We start from the raw sequence: 16,344 nt of genomic DNA, 5'->3' as shown, positions 1-16,344 counted from the left end.
CTTTTTAGGCTTGCCAAAATATATGCCTATCCCCACTAAATATCTACTGTCCCCTAATTGGGCGAATAAGGCTTATTTGGCAAATAAGGCTAATAAGGTCTTTAAGGCTAATGGGTAGGTTAATGGTTAATAGGTCTTTTAGAACTAATGTGACGAATATCTTGTAAATATAAGTTCTCTAATATTTCTTTGTTTTTATGTACAAGATTAATTTACAGACATCCCTACTTTCATGATGAATTTTTAGAATGATAATATAAAGATAATTTGCTTTATATTATTTTTTTTATATATTTGTAATTGCATTTGGTTTTATATATTTCACTTTACATATTTCGATTAATCTTATGTGTTGTACATTTATGTGTTATCTTTTAAACAAACCTAATATGATTAATTTACGTTATTTTTCTGTTTTATTAGTATTATTGATAAGTAGCAGCTTATCGATTTCTGCACAATTAAGAAATATCTCTCCGACGGACTTAGGTAATTCTATTCCAGTATTAGTGCTGCGAGGTACGTTTAGTAATGAATACCAAAATGGGACTGTGGAGTTTTATAGCTCACAAGGTACAACTCCGGTCAGTTACGAGGCTAAGATAAAGTGGCGAGGGGGAAGTACTAACACTGAAGGTAAACATAAACGTAATTATAAGATAAAGTTTAAGGATAAACAGCAGTTCTTTGGTTTGAAATCTGATAAGAATTGGATATTAGACGCAGGTCAACAAGACTTGTTTAGACTGCGAAACCGTATAGCTACTGAGTTATGGAATGACTTTGCGCGTAAGCCCTACTACGCTGCAGACGGAGATGAGGTCTTTTCTGGTGTTAGAGGACGAGTGGTAGAGGTCTTCCTAAATGATGAGTATATTGGAATTTATAGCTTGATAGAAACGATGGACAATAAGACGTTGGGTCTAAGTAAGTCAAGGAAAGGAATCATTCATGGTCAGTTATGGAAGACAAATGGGTATGGATTATCGATGATGTATAATACTCCTTCAGTATTTGATAACACTTCTTCAACTTGGGATGTTTTTGAGACAAAGTATCCAGATATTAAGGATGTTAATCCAACAGACTATTCACCCTTATGGAACGCTATTAACTTTGTAGTGAATAGTAGTGATGAGGAGTTCAAAGATTCAGTTGCTTACTATTTTGATTTACCTGTTGTTGAGGACTATTATATCTTTACTCAAACTTTATGTGCAGTCGATAATATTGGAAAGAACATGTACTGGGCTATATATGACAGTAAGGAGTCACCAAAGATTACTTTTGCCGTTTGGGATTTAGATTTGACTGTTGGTAGTTCTTATCTTAAAGTTTATGATCAGAAATATACGTTACCTAACCATATCATAAGAGGATATTTCAATTTGATAAAGCGTTTGATAGCCACGAATGCGGGAGATTTCAATTTACAGGTGAGAGAGCGATATTGGTCAGCAAGAAAGGATATTTTTTCGACAGACAGTCTGATTGCGCGTTATAAAAGCTATTATCAGTTATTAAAGAAATGTGGAGCAGCTGAAAGAGAAGCACAGCGATGGAGTGGGGACATGGATATATTACAACAAAAGCTTGATTACGACAAGGAGATGGAGTATATTACCAATTGGATTACTCGTCATATGAAAGTGCTTGATAGGCAATTGTTCAATGATCCTAATGTGATAAACCATTCCAGTGTAGTAGCCAATGAGTCTGATGATGTTTACACGCTTCAAGGTATAAAAGTTGATCCCAAGCATTTGGGCAGTGGAATTTATATCAAGGGTTGTAAGAAAATATTTATAAAATAATAGCGTTTACAAAACTGCTTCACACACTTTATGATTTAACTAAAATCGGTCATTAGACCACCATATGTATAATTCTTATTACTATGGTATTGTTTCCTAACATCTTTAATTTTCTTATCTGCATCTTGTGTGTCTTTGTAACTTCACGTAGCCCGCTACGCCTACGTTACAAAGCTAAACAATCTGCTCGATACTAAAACAAAGTATGTTTAGACTGTAATGACCGAATTGGTTTAAGGAGACGCCCTTCATGAACAATGAAAAGTGTCTTCTTTAGTATGGTTTATTCCCTTTTGAATATGTGTATATTACGAGCGTGTTTTAGTATGTAGGTTTCATGCTTTTTCCTCAACAACTTGTACGAATTTATGTAATAATCTGTTATAACACTACAGAAGCAGGGAGGCGTTTTACATTATAATTATTGTTAGTGTAGATGAGCTTATATAATATTCCAAGTGAGGATCATTTGTTCAGGAGTTTTTGATTCTACATCACGCTCTATGTTGTCAGGGAGATTACAGAAGAAGTCGATGCCAGTTTTTGCTTCGAGTTCTTTGATGCTGATAACATATGGCTTAAGAGAGGTACCGTTATTGTTTTCGTGTTTGAACCAGAAGGCGATAGCTTTATATTGCCAGTCGCCTTGACCTCTCACTTTGTATTTCATCAGCGCTGCAGAGAAGAAATAAGTTGGTACAATAAACTTATTTTTAATATAGGTGTACTGGTCTTGTTTGTCAATTGTACCGCCACGACAGATGAATAAAGTATCTTTAGAGCCACTTGTATAGGTGATATATGTTCTCATCTTTCTCTCCATCACTTCCCAGATACCAGCGTTGAAGCCGTGAACTTGTGGCTGCATATTGCTGAGATAGAAGGTTTGGTCATTAGACTCTCGGCTGTTCACTCTGTCTTGTGATGGACAGAGATGGCCGTGGTCGTAGCCAGATCTATAATAAGGATCGGATGAAAAGAAGGAATTAGGAGTCCACAATGGGTCTTTAGGATAGAGGTCAACGCTCTGTTGACTTTTTCTCTTTACAGTTTGTTGAGCATTGCTTGCATAAATCTGATAGCAGGTCCAACGATTGGACATCTTTTCAATGTCCCATTCAACGCTGTAATTAATCTCACCATTGCTTAGTTTATGAGTGAGGACAGTACTATGCCCACCCTTTAGCTTCGGAAATTCCAAGCGGTGCGTTGCTGTGCGTATATCTTTGAGATTTGAGTTTGTGTTATTTGTTATAGTTTCTGCAATTCCTGAATTATTAGAATTATCATCGTCCTTGCTACATGATGTGATTGTGCTAACTGTAAGGAGTGTTAAGCCCCACACAGTTATGTATCGTATTATCTTATTCATTTTTTGTCTTTGGATGGTTGACTATGAAGTTTTAGCTTGTTTGAAGCAGACGGATTATGAGTAGATGTCTGTTCTACACGTTATCCCGAATCTTTAGCTTTCTATGAAGCTTTATCCTTTATCTTATACAATCTGTAAACAGCTCAGTATTCGTTTCTGTTCTGTTGAAAGCAAAAGTGCGAGCAAACGTATATGCAACTACGTTTGTCCGCACTTTGTATGTAATAATGTCGAAGGGTATTATCGATTACTTCTTCAACTTACCGTAACGGCTCATGAAGCGGTCAACGCGACCTGCTGTATCGACAAGCTTACTCTTACCAGTGTAGAATGGGTGAGAGGTGCTTGAGATTTCGACTTTTACCACTGGGTAAGTTTCGCCTTCAAATTCTACAGTCTCTGAAGTTTTGCATGTAGACTTTGTAAGGAACATATCGCCGTTGGACATATCCTTAAATACGACGGGGCGATAGTTTTCTGGATGAATACCTTGTTTCATTTTATTGTTATCTAATTGTTAATAATATACTTGCTGTAGTCTTTCCTTTATCAAAAAGGATACAGACACTTTTCAGGGTGCAAAATTACGAATAATTCTGTAGGTAGCCAAATATTTTAAGCTGTTTTTTAGGATCATTCGTCATTTCGATTGATACAACTAAAAATATCTATGGTATAAACTTTTGCTTCCCTTTAGGTCATTTCGTAACCAATAAGTTTCCTTATACTTAGTAATTCCGTGTGTCATGAGCCTCCGCACCATTGGTGTTTACCATGCGCACCATTGGTGCGGGGCCTTCACACGTTGATAAGATAAGGGAACTTTACTTAACTTCTACGTCCTTGATTTCCCATGTACCAGCCTTAGCAGCAGTACTTGTATAGAGGAAGCCAATGTAAACAGTAGCCTTACCTGCGTAAGCAGAGAGGTTGCATGTAGCATCGATGAATGTCCAGTCAGTACCTGTAGGATAAGCTGATACAGCAACGTCATGCCATGTTGTACCATCTGTTGACACCTGTACCTTAAACTCGTTAGCTGCATTAGCGAAGAACTTAGCAGCATGCTTGAAAGAAAGGGTGGCAGTAGTCTTACCTGCGAGGCTGAAAGCAGGAGATGTAAGACGGCTCTCAGCAGCATAGTTAGTAGGCTTCTTAAATGCAGAAGCCTTCATGTACTTATTAGTTGCATCATGCTTCCATACGAAAGAAAGGTCTGCTGGGAGTGTAATGTTGTTGATAGTAAAGTTATCCATACCAGTCTCAAACTTAGCGGTAAGGCCAGTAGCAGCAGGCTGAGGAGTAGAAGCACCGCTGATAGAGATAATCTTATTGTTCTTGTCAATCTCCATGATAACCTTGCCCTGTTTATTGGTGAAAGCCTTCAAGTTACCCTTAACAACTACCGTCTGACCAGCTTGAAGGTCAGTCTTAGCAGCGAAGTCAGCACCATTGAGACCCTTACCAGAGAATACCTGGAGCGTCTTGTCTGTACCGTTATCAGAGATATAGTAAGTGATACTCTTATAGTTCTCGTTATAAGAAACGACCTCAGAGATAACACCCTTTACATAAGCCTCGCCCGTAGCAGTCTGGTTAGCCTGAATCTTCTGTACAGCTTCAGTAACAGTCCATGCAGTAGTCTCAGTGTTCAGGTCAGCTGTTGGTGTTGGCTGAGCAGCCTTATTACCATTGAGCGAGTAGATATAGTTGCCCTGTGTGAACTCCTTAGTACCCTTGAAGTTTACAAGTTTACCATATACCACAACCTTATCACCAGCGTTAAGTTTATCGCTTGCAGTGAACTTCTTATTACCGAGCGCATAGCCACGATATACAGTCAGCTGTCCGTTGGTCGTTCCATCGTCAGAGATAAGATAGGTTGCATTACCATAGTTAGCAGCATCAATCTCCTTAACGCTAACGATAGTACCAGAAACATATACATTCTTATCAAGGTCCTGCCCAGCATCGATATACTTCAAAGCAGCAGCAACGTTGAATGGGTCAGCCTCTGTACCAGTTCCAGCAGTAGGAGTGGTAGGCGTGTTAGTGTTGTTATTGTTGTTCTCTTCAAATGTAACACTGTATGGAGCTGGAACATCCTCACAACTTGTGAAGACAGTTGTAGTCATTGCCAGCGCCATCATTGAATAAATAATCTTTTTCATATTCTGTATAGTTATTTGTCTTGTTAATTAATTGAGATAATCTTACTGTTACGACCAACCTGTGGGTTTGATGTTGCCTCGTAGAAATCCAAAGTACCAAGGATAAGAACCTTCTTTCCTACACTAATCTGTGAAGGGTCAGTGAACTTATCACCATTCAAGTACAAGCCACGGAACACCTGCAACTGGTTAGTTGTTGTACCATCATTAGACAGATAGTAACGAGCATTACCATACTGAGTTGAAACCTCATCGATCTGTGAGATGATACCCTTGATATAGTAAGTGTTAGCATCCTTCTTATTCAACTTTGCATAAGCCAAAGCACGTGTGATGTCCAATGGGTTAGCCTGTGTACCATCACCCTTGCCTGGGAGGCCCTTGAATGGGTCAACCTTCTCTGCAGCCTTGATATCATCAAGAGAGCGGATGATAATCTCCCACTGGTTATTAAAGCGCTTGAAGATACCAACGATGTCAACCTTTCCCGTTGGGACCTTGCTATTAGCGAATTTAGCAAAGTTACTATTGTAAACGATAACCTTTCTGCCATCCTGCTCGTTTAGGGTCCAGCTAACGCTACCCGCACCGCCATTAGCATCAGCGAAGGTATCAGTAACCTTACTGCTGTTGCTGCTCTTGAAACTTACGTTACGGATAATACCCAACTTGCCGCCATCAGTATCGAGGTCCCAAGTTGTTGCGTTGGTACCAGAAGCAAACTCAGTAGGTTCAACCTTATTACCAGAAGAGAGAATCTTATAGTGCTGATCCCAAACAGTACGGCTGATACGACCAATGGTTGTTGCACCAGAAGCATTCACAGAAGGAACACCAATCTGTGCCTGTTTACCATAGTTGCCAACGTAAAGGTCCTTCAGACTTACCAAGACTTCCGTGCCGATAGGTAGTGCACCATGCAAACCACCCTGAGCAACACTAACGATAATAGCACCAGTTGCGTCCTGTAAAGCTAACTCCTGATAGATGTTACCAGCAACGTCAGAACTTGTAACGATCGCCTTTATCTTGATATCGTCTGTAACTTTAGCATAGCTGACGCCATCACGGTAATCCGTTGCAATATAGTTAGCAAACTTACTCTTCAGCTGAGCAATAGAAATGACATTTGTTTCGGTCAGTTCATTGTTGCCGTATGGTGCAGAACCTGTTTCAGCTTGCTCTGCGTAGCTATCGCCCATACAAGATGCAAAGAGCACGCAGACAGCTGCCATCATTAAATATTTCAGTTTCTTCATAATCGTTTCCTGTATTTAGTTTTAGAATTTGTAAGCTACGTTCAACATACCATTGATACCATTCACGTAATACTTCTTAGGATTGCGATAGAAGTCGTAAGCACGTGTTGTAGCAGCTCCAGTCGTCTTGTTGACAGTGTAGTTGCTGCGGCCCTGCTCATAACCACCACTTACAATCTTCTGGTTGTTCAGTAAGTTGGTAATCATCAAGTTGATAGACAAACTTCCATGGCGGAGATAAAGACTCTTACCGATAGAAGCATCGAGCATAAAGCCACCATGACCCTCAGTCTGTGCGTATGGAGTATAGTTGCCATTTGCATCCATACCACCAAGCGCAGTACCCATTGTGCGGAGTGTGTTGCCATAACGGAGGCTTGGTGCGTAAGAGAGGTAGATACGATCATAGTAGTTACCGCTTAAGTCGATGAACCAACCACCCTTGTGATAACTGAGGATTGCACTGTAAACACTCAGAGGAGTGCTTGCTTCGTGCATATTCTTATTGTAAACAATATCCTTGTTATAAGTACTCTTTGTAGAGTTCAAGTAGATAACATCAGCATTGTTAGCGTTCTTAGCCTCGCTCCAAGTACCGAGAGCCTTGAAGTTAAGGAAGCTTGTGAGCTTGAAGTCAAGCCCCAACTCAATACCATAGTAATTCTTCTTCATGTTAGTCATGCTAACGTATGTGAAAGAGTTAGCATCATCAAAGTAGAAGTTCTGCCACTCGGTCACGTTAGTCATGTGGTTGTAGTAGCCACTGAGGTTAGCACGGAGCCAACTACCAGAGTATTGATAGCTAAGTTCGCTTGAGAAAATACGCTCATTGTGGAGGTTGAGAACAAAGTCATTGTTCATTTCAGGTGAAGCAAAAGCAGTGTTAGCATTTGGTGCACGATGCTCATAACCCAGTCCGAGAGAGAGTGCATTACCACCACCGAGGGTAACGGTAGCATTAGACTTCACACCACCTGTAAGGAAGTTAGCATCCTTGCTCTTACCTGCAGAGTTGTCAGCAAACATACCATTGCGCATGTTACCTACGCGATACATGTTGTCATAACCAACTCTACCAGCTACCATATAGTGAAGTTTGCCGATAGTTTGTGCATAATTAGCCCAAAGTTTAGCACGGCGTACGTTGATATTATAGTCGTAACCGAATGTATCACCCTCATACACGAGCTTACCTAAACCCAAAGTACCGGTTGTATTAAGGTCATACTGAACACGTGGGTCAGCTGCAGCATAGGTTCCGAGTGCATAAGTATTGATATTATGGAAACTCTTTGCACCCAAGAGATCCTCCATTGTCTGATAGTGACGAGCTAAAGTCTGACCGAGTGAAAGCCCAGCATTAAACACCTTGTTCTTACCAAGATGGTTAGTAAGAGTAGAAGACAGTGTCGTTGTCATTGCATCGTTGTGCTTAGCCTGCACGTAGTAAAGTGCATCCTCGCCGTTGGCTGCAGCCTGGCGGTTAGCATAGTAAAGTCGATCCCACTGAATCTGGCGGTTCTCCTTATTGCCCCACCAGTTGACAGCTGTCTGCCAATCAGAGAAAGTCTGTGCTGTACGATAGCGTGCATTGCTCTGATCCCACACGTCATAGTAGCTACTTGGAAGGTTCTTCCAGTAGTCAGGCTGTGGGTTTTCGCTGTTGTTATAGTTCAGCTTAGTGCTCTTATACATAGAATACTGAGCAAAAAGACTTGTTGTCAACTTCATCTTTTTATTGATATCCCAATCCCAAGTGAGGATAGCAGAAGGAGCGAAGTCGTTAACAACGCGGCTATTGCGCTTGTGACCATTCTGATAACCCCAATATGGGTTGTACTGATAGTCATTTGCAAGCCAGTAAGCCTCGTCAGTACTTGCGCCCTGTGTAGAACGCTCAGTTGGGTTGCCCCATGTAGACAAAGCTAAAGAATGACCATTGTTCCACTTCTTCTGAACACCGAAGTAGTAAGACAATGAGTTATAGAAAGTACCCTCAACGTAACCACGGTTAGCCCAACGATAAGCAACGCTGGCAGCAATAGCCCATCCCTTAGCGTTGAATCCACTCGCATAGTTGTACATACCACGGAGGGTATAGTTACGGTTAGCAGCAGAAAGCGTGAGACGATGTCCGCCAGCCATTGAACCAGCACGGATGTCATAGTTGTTACTTCCAGCCAAGGCAGTCATTGAGAAGTTATTGTTCTCAAAAGGAAGTGCATAGTCAACGTTACGTGTCTGTTGGTTGATACCACCTACCATAGAGTAGCGGAACTGTCCGCTTTCCATATCGTTCATAGGTGCACCGTTGATATAAATATCGTTATATTTCTGGTTCAGAGCACGGTAACGGAACCGCATGGGCGAATACAAGAAACCCACTTGTGAAGCATAGACGTTACTGTTTGAGTTGAGAATCGTTACATTTTCGTTCATGTCATTGTTCTCACCTAACTGCGCTTCAGTGAAGGTGAACGCCGATTCATCCATAGCGTTGGCCGTTTGCGCCTGCTGGTTCGTCTTTGTATCGGTATTCTGTGCGACCATCATAGACGAACTGCATAGTGCTAAAACGGCAAGTTTCAGCTTTTTCTGCATAGTTGATTACATTAAATAGGTGTTATACTATAGACTGCAAAGTAACGAAATAAATTTGGAAATAGAAAGTCTTTTTGATGAATTTTTCGAGAATTATGCGTAAATGTCGGATTATTTACCGATATTTGCAAATTAAACGTGACTGTGTCCAGGATTCAGTTATAGGCTTTGTGTGTCTATACTTAAAAGTCGAATGCATATCAGCTTATGCTTTTGTTTTCGTATTATTGCTGATTCCCAGGGAACTATAAGTCTTTGTTTAGACGCTCTGATAAAAAACAACAATATTAAAAATAATGAGAAAGTTACTATTAGTTCTTTTCTGTGCCGTTCTTTTCGGTACGTCAGCTTCGGCCCAGAAGAAGTTTTCTGTTTATGCTATAGGCTTCTATAATGTAGAAAACTTGTTTGATACAACACATGATGAAGGGAAAAACGACCACGATTTCACGCCGACTGGTAGTTATCAGTGGAACGAGATGAAGTATCGTCATAAGTTGCATAATATGGCATCGGTATTGGCAGAGATGGGTACAGATGTACTTCCGAATATTGGTTGTGCGGCTATAGGATTAGCAGAGGTTGAGAACGACCATGTAATGGACGACCTCACATCCCAGCCAGAGTTGGCGAAACGTGGCTATAAGTATGTACATATCGAAGGCCCCGATCATCGTGGCATCGACTGTGCCTTGATTTATAATCCAAAACTCTTTACCGTAAGAAATACAAAGTTGGTTCCTTATGTTTATGATTTACCAAAGGACAGCACTCGTGCTACACGTGGCTTCCTTACTGTAAGTGGTACATTGGCTGGCGAACATGTGACCATCATTGTGTGTCATTTACCAAGTCGTGGTGCAGGTTCTTACTATCGTGAGTTGGGTGGTAAGCAGGTAAAGGCGTTGAAGGACTCACTTCTTCGTGAAGACCCAAAGGTGAAGGTGCTTGTAATGGGTGACATGAATGACGACCCAACCAATAAGAGTATGTATGAGTGTCTGTCAGCAAAGGGCGAAATCAATGAGGTAGGTGCAGATGATATGTACAACCCTTGGTATAATGTCCTTGTAAAGGAGGGAACAGGAACTTTGCAGTATCAGGGTAAGTGGAATCTCTTTGATCAGATTATCATGACTCCTAACTTGCTGAATAAGGATGGTAAGAAAGACTTCTCAGAGTTGAAGTTCTGGAAGAATCAAATCTTCCGTCGTGATTATCTCTTCCAGGAGTCAGGTAAGTATAAGGGTAATACCAAGCGAACCACTGCTGGTGGTGTATGGCTCGATGGTTATTCAGACCACTTACCAGTTGTAACTTACTTTGTTAAACAGCAGTAAAGATTATTAGGCTTATTAGGCTAATTAGCCCGATAAGCCCAATTTGAAAATAAAACAATGGAAATAGAAACTCATCCTTTTGAGCCGTGGCTCCCATCCAATGCCAAATTGTTGCTGTTAGGAACCTTCCCGCCAGCACCAAAACGTTGGTGTATGGAATGGTATTATCCTAATTACACGAATGATATGTGGCGTATCTTTGGTCATATCTTCTTCGGTGATAAGCAGTACTTTGTGGATGAAGAAAAGAAGACCTATAAGCTTGATTTGCTAAAGCCTTTCTTAAAAGAGAAGGGCATAGCTATCTTCGATACCGCCTTACGTATTTATCGTACGACAGGAACGGCATCTGATAAAGACTTAGAAATCATTGAGCGTGCTGACCTTGATGGAATGCTTCGTTCATTGCCAGAGTGTAAGGCTGTGTTGGCAGCAGGTCAGTTGGCTACAACGGTCTTTACAGAGCATTATGGAATTGATGCGCGAAAGATGAAGATGGGTGATCGCAAGGAGTTTAGCTTTGAGGACCGGACATTATACCTTTATCGTGAGCCAAGTAGTAGTCGTGCTTATCCGATGAAGGTCGAGAAAAAGGCAGAGTATTACGAAAGGATGTTTAGGGATTTAGGGATATTAGGCTAATTAGGCTAATTGGGCAAATAAGGCAAATAAGCCCAATAATAAGAATAATAAAATCAACCAATATGAAGGATAAAATAACTATCATAGGAATAGCGGGTGGTACTGGTTCAGGAAAGACCACCGTAGTGAAGAAAATCGTAGAGAGTCTTCCTCCTCATTATGTGGCTGTTGTGCCGTTGGATTCTTATTATAATGACACGACAGAACTTACCGATGAAGAGCGCAAGGCAATCAATTTCGACCATCCAGACGCCTTTGATTGGAAACTACTCATTAAGCAGGTGAATGAGTTGCGTGAGGGAAAAGCTGTTGAACAGCCAACCTATAGTTATATTCTTAGCAATCGCTTGCCAGAGACTATTCATGTAGAGCCAAAGCCTGTTATCATCGTTGAGGGTATTATGGCATTGAGCAACAAGCGTCTGCGTGATATGATGGATCTCAAGATTTTTGTTGATTGTGATCCTGATGAGCGCCTTATCCGTAATATTCAGCGTGATACGATAGATCGTGGTCGTACGGTTTCAATGGTTGTAGAGCGCTATTTAGAAGTATTGAAGCCAATGCATGAACAGTTCATCGAGCCTACTAAGCGTTATGCTGACGTGATTATCCCACAGGGAGGCGAGAATGTAAAGGGTATCAACATCCTCTGTAAGTATATCGAAGGTTTAATGCCAGAGGATTAAGAATATGTAAAGACAGGTGATTGCCTGTCTTTTTTATTGAGGATATTAGACTAATCAGCCCAATTAGGCTAATAAGCCTAATAATAAAAAAAAGCGACAGCATCAAGGGATAACCTTTAATGCTGTCGCTTTTATATTGGAATCTTTTGTTTTATCTGATTCTGTCTGCTGCTCTTACCAAGGCTTCATCAGCAAGGATAGAGTGGCGTGCAAGCCACAAGAGGATGAAAGCTACGAGTGGAAGACAGGCTGCAAACTTTATGTGGAAGTCGAAGCCAGTCATCAATACTTGGCTGAACACACCATAAACCACATACCAACCAATAATCATTAACATGGAGAACGTACAGAAACGAGCCTGACGCTTGCGGTTATGATAGTCGAAGATGGCGAAGAGATTGATAGGACAAGTTACTAAAAGAATAGCAAACAACGCCCATACGTTAAAGTCCTTACCACCGTTAGCATCGCTTATCCAGAGATTCATTAACATGCTCTCTGCACCCATACCCTTTGGTTCAAAGCTACCTACAGGTAGACAGAGGCACGCAATGGTAGTAAGCAATGCAAGAAACAGGAATACAGTTTGTTTCCTCTGTATCATAATTTAATCTTCTTCCTCGTTCAGAGCATCCTTAGAAGGATCGCGCCAATAAACGTCACCATCGATGAACTCCTGAGTAGCTAACAATGTTGGCTTAGGTAGTTTCTCGTAGTAACGGCTAATCTCAATCTGCTCACGGTTCTCGAATACCTCGTCAAGAGAATCGTTATAAGAAGCAAACTCAGCAAGTTTCTTACTCAAGTCCTGCTTAATTTCAACCGAGATTTGGTTTGCTCTCTTTGCTATGATAGCAACACTCTCATAGATGTTACCAGTATCTTTCCAAAGTTCCTGAACATCTCGGGTTACCGTATTTGACGGTGCTTTTGACTTCTTGTAATCCATTCTAATTGTCTATATTTTATAAGTCTGTTATTCTTTAATCTTTTGTAATTTGCTTGCACTTCTTGATATAATCCTCAGCTGTTTTGCGTTCCTTTGAATCTGGGTACTCGTTGATAAATCCGTAGCACTCGTCTTCAGCATCCTGGAAACGTTGTACCTTCTTCTCCTCAACACTCATTTGAGCCAATTCAAATTTACTCTTCATAACAAGGATAGCGAAGTTCTCGCGTAAGTCGCTATAAGGATAATCATTCAAAGCATTCTGTGCGGTGATGATACAAGCCTCATAGTTATTACCACCACTGGTGCAGTTACCAAAGTAAGAGCCAAGGTTATAATATAACTTTGCATTGAGATATTCCTTGCGGACAAGCTTATCCTGCAATGCAAAGAGTCGCTGCTGGGCTGTTTCTTTCATCTTACCATTAGGGAAGATGTCCAAATACTCTTGGAAAGCTGCGATGGCTGCGACGGTAGGAGTCTGGTCAAGACGTGGCTCAGGGGTTCCTTCAAAGAGACTCTGCCCAATGTAGAAGGATGCCATTTCAGCATACTGACCACGTGGGTAAGTCTGGTAATACTTCTTGAATGTCTCTGAAGCAGCTTGATAATCCTTCAAACAATACTCCGCCATAGCGAGCATATAGAGACATTCCTGTGCGTTATCAGTACCTTTCTCGATTGTCACAAGGTCTTGCAAAAGGGGCACAGCAAAGCCATACTTTCCCTTTGCAAAGCATTCCTTTGCAAATTCGTATTTATAATCGTTGTTAGTTGTCTTATAAACTTGATTATATTCGTGTGCGCAACTTGTCAATAGCAAAACAGCGCAAATGCCAATGAGAATTCTTTTCTTCATAATTTGACTTTGAACTGCAAAGTTACATATTATTCTATAAATACGCAAAGGAGGTTCGCTTTTTTAGCAAAAAATCACTATTAATTATATACTATCAGCGCTTTTTTGTATCTTTGCAATCAAAGATTGATTCACTTGACGTATAGAAAATGAACTTCAAATTAACATCGAAATATAAACCAACAGGCGACCAGCCGGAGGCAATCAGAGAACTTACAGACGGATTGGAGCGTGGCGATAAGAGTCAGGTGCTCTTGGGTGTGACGGGTTCGGGTAAGACGTTTACGGTTGCGAACGTGATTGCGAATGTCAATAAACCCACACTTATCTTGTCGCATAACAAGACTTTGGCTGCACAGCTTTATGAGGAGATGAAGGCTTTCTTCCCCGATAACGCAGTGGAGTATTATGTCTCTTATTATGACTATTATCAGCCAGAGGCTTACATGCCTGTGACGGATACCTATATTGAGAAAGATCTTGCGATTAATGACGAGATTGATAAGTTGCGTTTGTCGGCTGTATCTTCTTTGTTATCAGGTCGTAAGGATGTTATCGTCGTGTCTTCCGTTTCGTGTATCTATGGTATGGGAGCGCCAATAGCCATGAAGGAAAATGTCATTTCTATCAAGAAGGGTCAAGTCATTGATCGTAATGATTTTTTAAGACGCTTGGTCGATGCGCTTTATATGCGCAATGACATCGAACTACAGCGTGGAAACTTCCGTGTGAAGGGTGATACGGTGGATATTGCAATGGCTTATAATGACAATGTTCTGCGTATTACGTGGTGGGATGATGAGATAGATTCTATCGAGGAGGTGGATGCTGTTGATTTCCATCGCCTTGCTACCTTCGATGCTTACGAGATTTACCCAGCCAATCTCTTTGTTACGTCTAAGGAACAGACCGAAGGAGCCATTCGTCAGATACAAGATGACTTGGTGAAGCAAGTTGATTTCTTCACCGAGATAGGGGATAACATCAAGGCACAACGTATCAAAGAACGTGTGGAGTATGACATTGAGATGATTAAGGAACTCGGTCATTGCTCTGGTATTGAGAACTATTCACGCTATTTTGATGGTAGAGAGGCGGGAATGCGTCCTTACTGTTTGTTAGACTTTTTCCCAGAAGATTACTTGATGGTGATAGATGAAAGCCATGTGAGTGTACCGCAGATTTCAGCGATGTATGGTGGCGACCGTGCCCGCAAGAAGAATCTTGTGGAATATGGTTTCCGTCTTCCTGCAGCCTTTGACAACCGTCCGCTTCGTTTCGAAGAGTTTCATGATTTGATTCATCAGATTATCTATGTGTCGGCTACCCCAGCTGACTTCGAGTTGGCTGAATCAGAAGGTGTTGTCGTTGAGCAGCTTATCCGTCCTACTGGTTTGCTCGACCCAGAGATAGAGGTGCGCCCATCAGAGAATCAGATTGACGACTTGATGAACGAAATCGTTATCCGTGCAGAGAAGGAAGAGCGTGTTTTGGTGACGACACTGACCAAACGAATGGCAGAGGAGTTGACCGAATACTTGCTGAATCACGATATCCGTACGGCTTATATCCATAGTGATGTTGCCAGTTTGGACCGTATTAAGATTATTAACGACCTCCGTGCGGGTATCTATGATGTTCTTGTGGGTGTCAATCTCTTGCGTGAGGGATTAGACTTGCCAGAGGTTTCATTGGTTGCTATCCTTGATGCCGATAAAGAAGGTTTCCTCCGTAGTCATAGAAGTTTGACACAGACGGCAGGTCGTGCGGCTCGTAACGTGAATGGAAAGGTGATTATGTATGCCGATAACATCACGGAGAGTATGCAGAAGACCATTGACGAGACGATGCGAAGACGTACGAAGCAGTTGAAATACAACGAGGAACATAATATCACACCGACACAGATTGTCAAAGCAATTAAGGGTACACTGCCAGTGGGTGGTGAATCGAATCTCACCGCACAGACAGCTTCTATCGGTAGGAATGTCGGACAGGCATACGTTGAACCAAATAATGGTGTCCTCTTTGCTGCTGACCCAATTGTTGCGAAGATGAGTAAAGCACAGTTGGAGAAGAGTATTGCTAATACAACTATCCTCATGAAGCAGGCAGCAAAAGACCTCGACTTCCTACAGGCAGCGCAGTATCGTGATGAGATAATACGTTTGCAGAAGGAGTTGGAGGGGAAATAAACAAGACAACAACCCCAAGCAACCAGCCAGCCAATCAGCCACAACCGGCCCCTCCCCCGACCCCTCCCCCAAAGGGAGGGGAGTGATTAGCGAGATACCCCGAAGTTTTAAATGTATAAGATAGTAGCCTCACCCCCAGCCCCTCTCCAATTGGAGAGGGGAGTAAAATGCGAGATACCCCATATCTTAAATGTAAAAAGAGGGATAAAAGATGGTCGAAAAAGTGTTTGTTTAGCTCGTTTGCTTCGTTTTTTTATGTCATTGCTGAGGGTTGAAAAAATATTACAAGATTTTAGGTAAAGGGTCCCTAATATAGGTGAAAAATATGTGTAAAAAGTAAGTTTGCAATCATCAGTAAATCAGCGTGTTATAAAACTGCTTTTCAAAAAGTGCTTAATTGGACTTCAAAAGGGCGTTAGTAAGGGTCTTAAAGGGCACCTTTTGCAAGCCAAA

General features: G+C 41.3%; 13 protein-coding genes. 5 read left to right on the top strand and 8 right to left on the bottom strand.

The window, feature by feature from the left end; translation table 11 throughout:
• Nucleotides 1-389: 389 nt before the first annotated feature.
• Nucleotides 390-1,814, top strand: a complete 1,425-nt coding sequence (locus HMPREF1505_RS00735) for a CotH kinase family protein (protein ID WP_036921104.1) — start codon at nt 390-392, stop codon at nt 1,812-1,814.
• Nucleotides 1,815-2,256: 442 nt separating this feature from the next.
• On the opposite strand, the gene HMPREF1505_RS00730 is transcribed toward HMPREF1505_RS00735, so the two are convergent.
• The 5 genes from HMPREF1505_RS00730 to HMPREF1505_RS00710 form a co-directional block, all read right to left on the bottom strand.
• Nucleotides 2,257-3,186 (bottom strand): DNA/RNA non-specific endonuclease, encoded by a 930-nt coding sequence (locus tag HMPREF1505_RS00730; RefSeq protein WP_036921102.1) that lies wholly within the window; start codon nt 3,184-3,186, stop codon nt 2,257-2,259.
• Between the two features lie 247 nt (nt 3,187-3,433).
• Nucleotides 3,434-3,685 carry a type B 50S ribosomal protein L31 gene (locus HMPREF1505_RS00725; RefSeq protein WP_004361523.1) on the bottom strand — a complete coding sequence of 84 codons (252 nt, stop codon included), beginning with the start codon at nt 3,683-3,685 and terminating at the stop codon, nt 3,434-3,436.
• Between the two features lie 325 nt (nt 3,686-4,010).
• Complete coding sequence (locus HMPREF1505_RS00720; protein ID WP_036921100.1) at nt 4,011-5,357, bottom strand: choice-of-anchor J domain-containing protein; 1,347 nt, start codon at nt 5,355-5,357, stop codon at nt 4,011-4,013.
• A gap of 23 nt (nt 5,358-5,380) precedes the next feature.
• Nucleotides 5,381-6,616 (bottom strand): DUF5689 domain-containing protein, encoded by a 1,236-nt coding sequence (locus tag HMPREF1505_RS00715; protein WP_036921097.1) that lies wholly within the window; start codon nt 6,614-6,616, stop codon nt 5,381-5,383.
• Nucleotides 6,617-6,637: 21 nt separating this feature from the next.
• The gene (locus HMPREF1505_RS00710) at nt 6,638-9,217 is read right to left on the bottom strand and encodes a TonB-dependent receptor (protein ID WP_036921094.1); all 2,580 of its coding nucleotides are present in this window, start codon (nt 9,215-9,217) and stop codon (nt 6,638-6,640) included.
• Between the two features lie 296 nt (nt 9,218-9,513).
• Between HMPREF1505_RS00710 and HMPREF1505_RS00705 the strand changes: the two genes are divergently transcribed.
• The 3 genes from HMPREF1505_RS00705 (at nt 9,514) to udk (ending at nt 11,888) form a co-directional block, all read left to right on the top strand.
• Nucleotides 9,514-10,557 carry an endonuclease/exonuclease/phosphatase family protein gene (locus HMPREF1505_RS00705; protein WP_036921091.1) on the top strand — a complete coding sequence of 348 codons (1,044 nt, stop codon included), beginning with the start codon at nt 9,514-9,516 and terminating at the stop codon, nt 10,555-10,557.
• A gap of 57 nt (nt 10,558-10,614) precedes the next feature.
• Nucleotides 10,615-11,199 (top strand): uracil-DNA glycosylase family protein, encoded by a 585-nt coding sequence (locus tag HMPREF1505_RS00700; protein ID WP_004361518.1) that lies wholly within the window; start codon nt 10,615-10,617, stop codon nt 11,197-11,199.
• Nucleotides 11,200-11,261: 62 nt separating this feature from the next.
• On the top strand, nt 11,262-11,888 hold the full coding sequence (gene udk, locus HMPREF1505_RS00695; RefSeq protein WP_036921089.1) for a uridine kinase: 627 nt from the start codon (nt 11,262-11,264) through the stop codon (nt 11,886-11,888).
• Between the two features lie 151 nt (nt 11,889-12,039).
• Here udk and HMPREF1505_RS00690 read toward each other — a convergent pair whose 3' ends face one another.
• From HMPREF1505_RS00690 to HMPREF1505_RS00680, 3 genes are read right to left on the bottom strand one after another with little or no spacing between them, the layout of a single operon-like run.
• Nucleotides 12,040-12,492, bottom strand: coding sequence for a DUF4293 domain-containing protein (locus HMPREF1505_RS00690; protein WP_004361516.1), 453 nt, complete (start codon nt 12,490-12,492; stop codon nt 12,040-12,042).
• 3 nt (nt 12,493-12,495) lie between these two features.
• The gene (locus HMPREF1505_RS00685; protein ID WP_013265878.1) at nt 12,496-12,837 is read right to left on the bottom strand and encodes a DNA-directed RNA polymerase subunit omega; all 342 of its coding nucleotides are present in this window, start codon (nt 12,835-12,837) and stop codon (nt 12,496-12,498) included.
• 34 nt (nt 12,838-12,871) lie between these two features.
• Nucleotides 12,872-13,696, bottom strand: coding sequence for an outer membrane protein assembly factor BamD (locus HMPREF1505_RS00680; protein ID WP_036921084.1), 825 nt, complete (start codon nt 13,694-13,696; stop codon nt 12,872-12,874).
• 149 nt (nt 13,697-13,845) lie between these two features.
• Here HMPREF1505_RS00680 and uvrB point away from each other — a divergent pair, with 149 nt between their 5' ends.
• Complete coding sequence (uvrB, locus tag HMPREF1505_RS00675; RefSeq protein WP_036921080.1) at nt 13,846-15,891, top strand: excinuclease ABC subunit UvrB; 2,046 nt, start codon at nt 13,846-13,848, stop codon at nt 15,889-15,891.
• The last annotated feature ends 453 nt before the right edge of the window (nt 15,892-16,344 follow it).

The sequence above is a fragment of the Prevotella sp. ICM33 genome (genome assembly GCF_000517825.1).
Taxonomy (GTDB): Bacteria; Bacteroidota; Bacteroidia; order Bacteroidales; family Bacteroidaceae; genus Prevotella; species Prevotella melaninogenica.
This window is presented reverse-complemented; position numbering and strand designations above follow the sequence as displayed.

Bases quoted from the DNA above. Each gene is read 5' to 3' on its own strand.
- HMPREF1505_RS00690 (WP_004361516.1), bottom strand. From the start codon at position 12,492: ATGATACAGAGGAAACAAACTGTATTCCTGTTTCTTGCATTGCTTACT.
- HMPREF1505_RS00705 (WP_036921091.1), top strand. From the start codon at position 9,514: ATGAGAAAGTTACTATTAGTTCTTTTCTGTGCCGTTCTTTTCGGTACG.
- uvrB (WP_036921080.1), top strand. From the start codon at position 13,846: ATGAACTTCAAATTAACATCGAAATATAAACCAACAGGCGACCAGCCG.
- udk (WP_036921089.1), top strand. From the start codon at position 11,262: ATGAAGGATAAAATAACTATCATAGGAATAGCGGGTGGTACTGGTTCA.
- HMPREF1505_RS00725 (WP_004361523.1), bottom strand. From the start codon at position 3,685: ATGAAACAAGGTATTCATCCAGAAAACTATCGCCCCGTCGTATTTAAG.
- HMPREF1505_RS00680 (WP_036921084.1), bottom strand. From the start codon at position 13,696: ATGAAGAAAAGAATTCTCATTGGCATTTGCGCTGTTTTGCTATTGACA.
- HMPREF1505_RS00730 (WP_036921102.1), bottom strand. From the start codon at position 3,186: ATGAATAAGATAATACGATACATAACTGTGTGGGGCTTAACACTCCTT.
- HMPREF1505_RS00735 (WP_036921104.1), top strand. From the start codon at position 390: ATGATTAATTTACGTTATTTTTCTGTTTTATTAGTATTATTGATAAGT.
- HMPREF1505_RS00700 (WP_004361518.1), top strand. From the start codon at position 10,615: ATGGAAATAGAAACTCATCCTTTTGAGCCGTGGCTCCCATCCAATGCC.
- HMPREF1505_RS00715 (WP_036921097.1), bottom strand. From the start codon at position 6,616: ATGAAGAAACTGAAATATTTAATGATGGCAGCTGTCTGCGTGCTCTTT.
- HMPREF1505_RS00720 (WP_036921100.1), bottom strand. From the start codon at position 5,357: ATGAAAAAGATTATTTATTCAATGATGGCGCTGGCAATGACTACAACT.
- HMPREF1505_RS00685 (WP_013265878.1), bottom strand. From the start codon at position 12,837: ATGGATTACAAGAAGTCAAAAGCACCGTCAAATACGGTAACCCGAGAT.
- HMPREF1505_RS00710 (WP_036921094.1), bottom strand. From the start codon at position 9,217: ATGCAGAAAAAGCTGAAACTTGCCGTTTTAGCACTATGCAGTTCGTCT.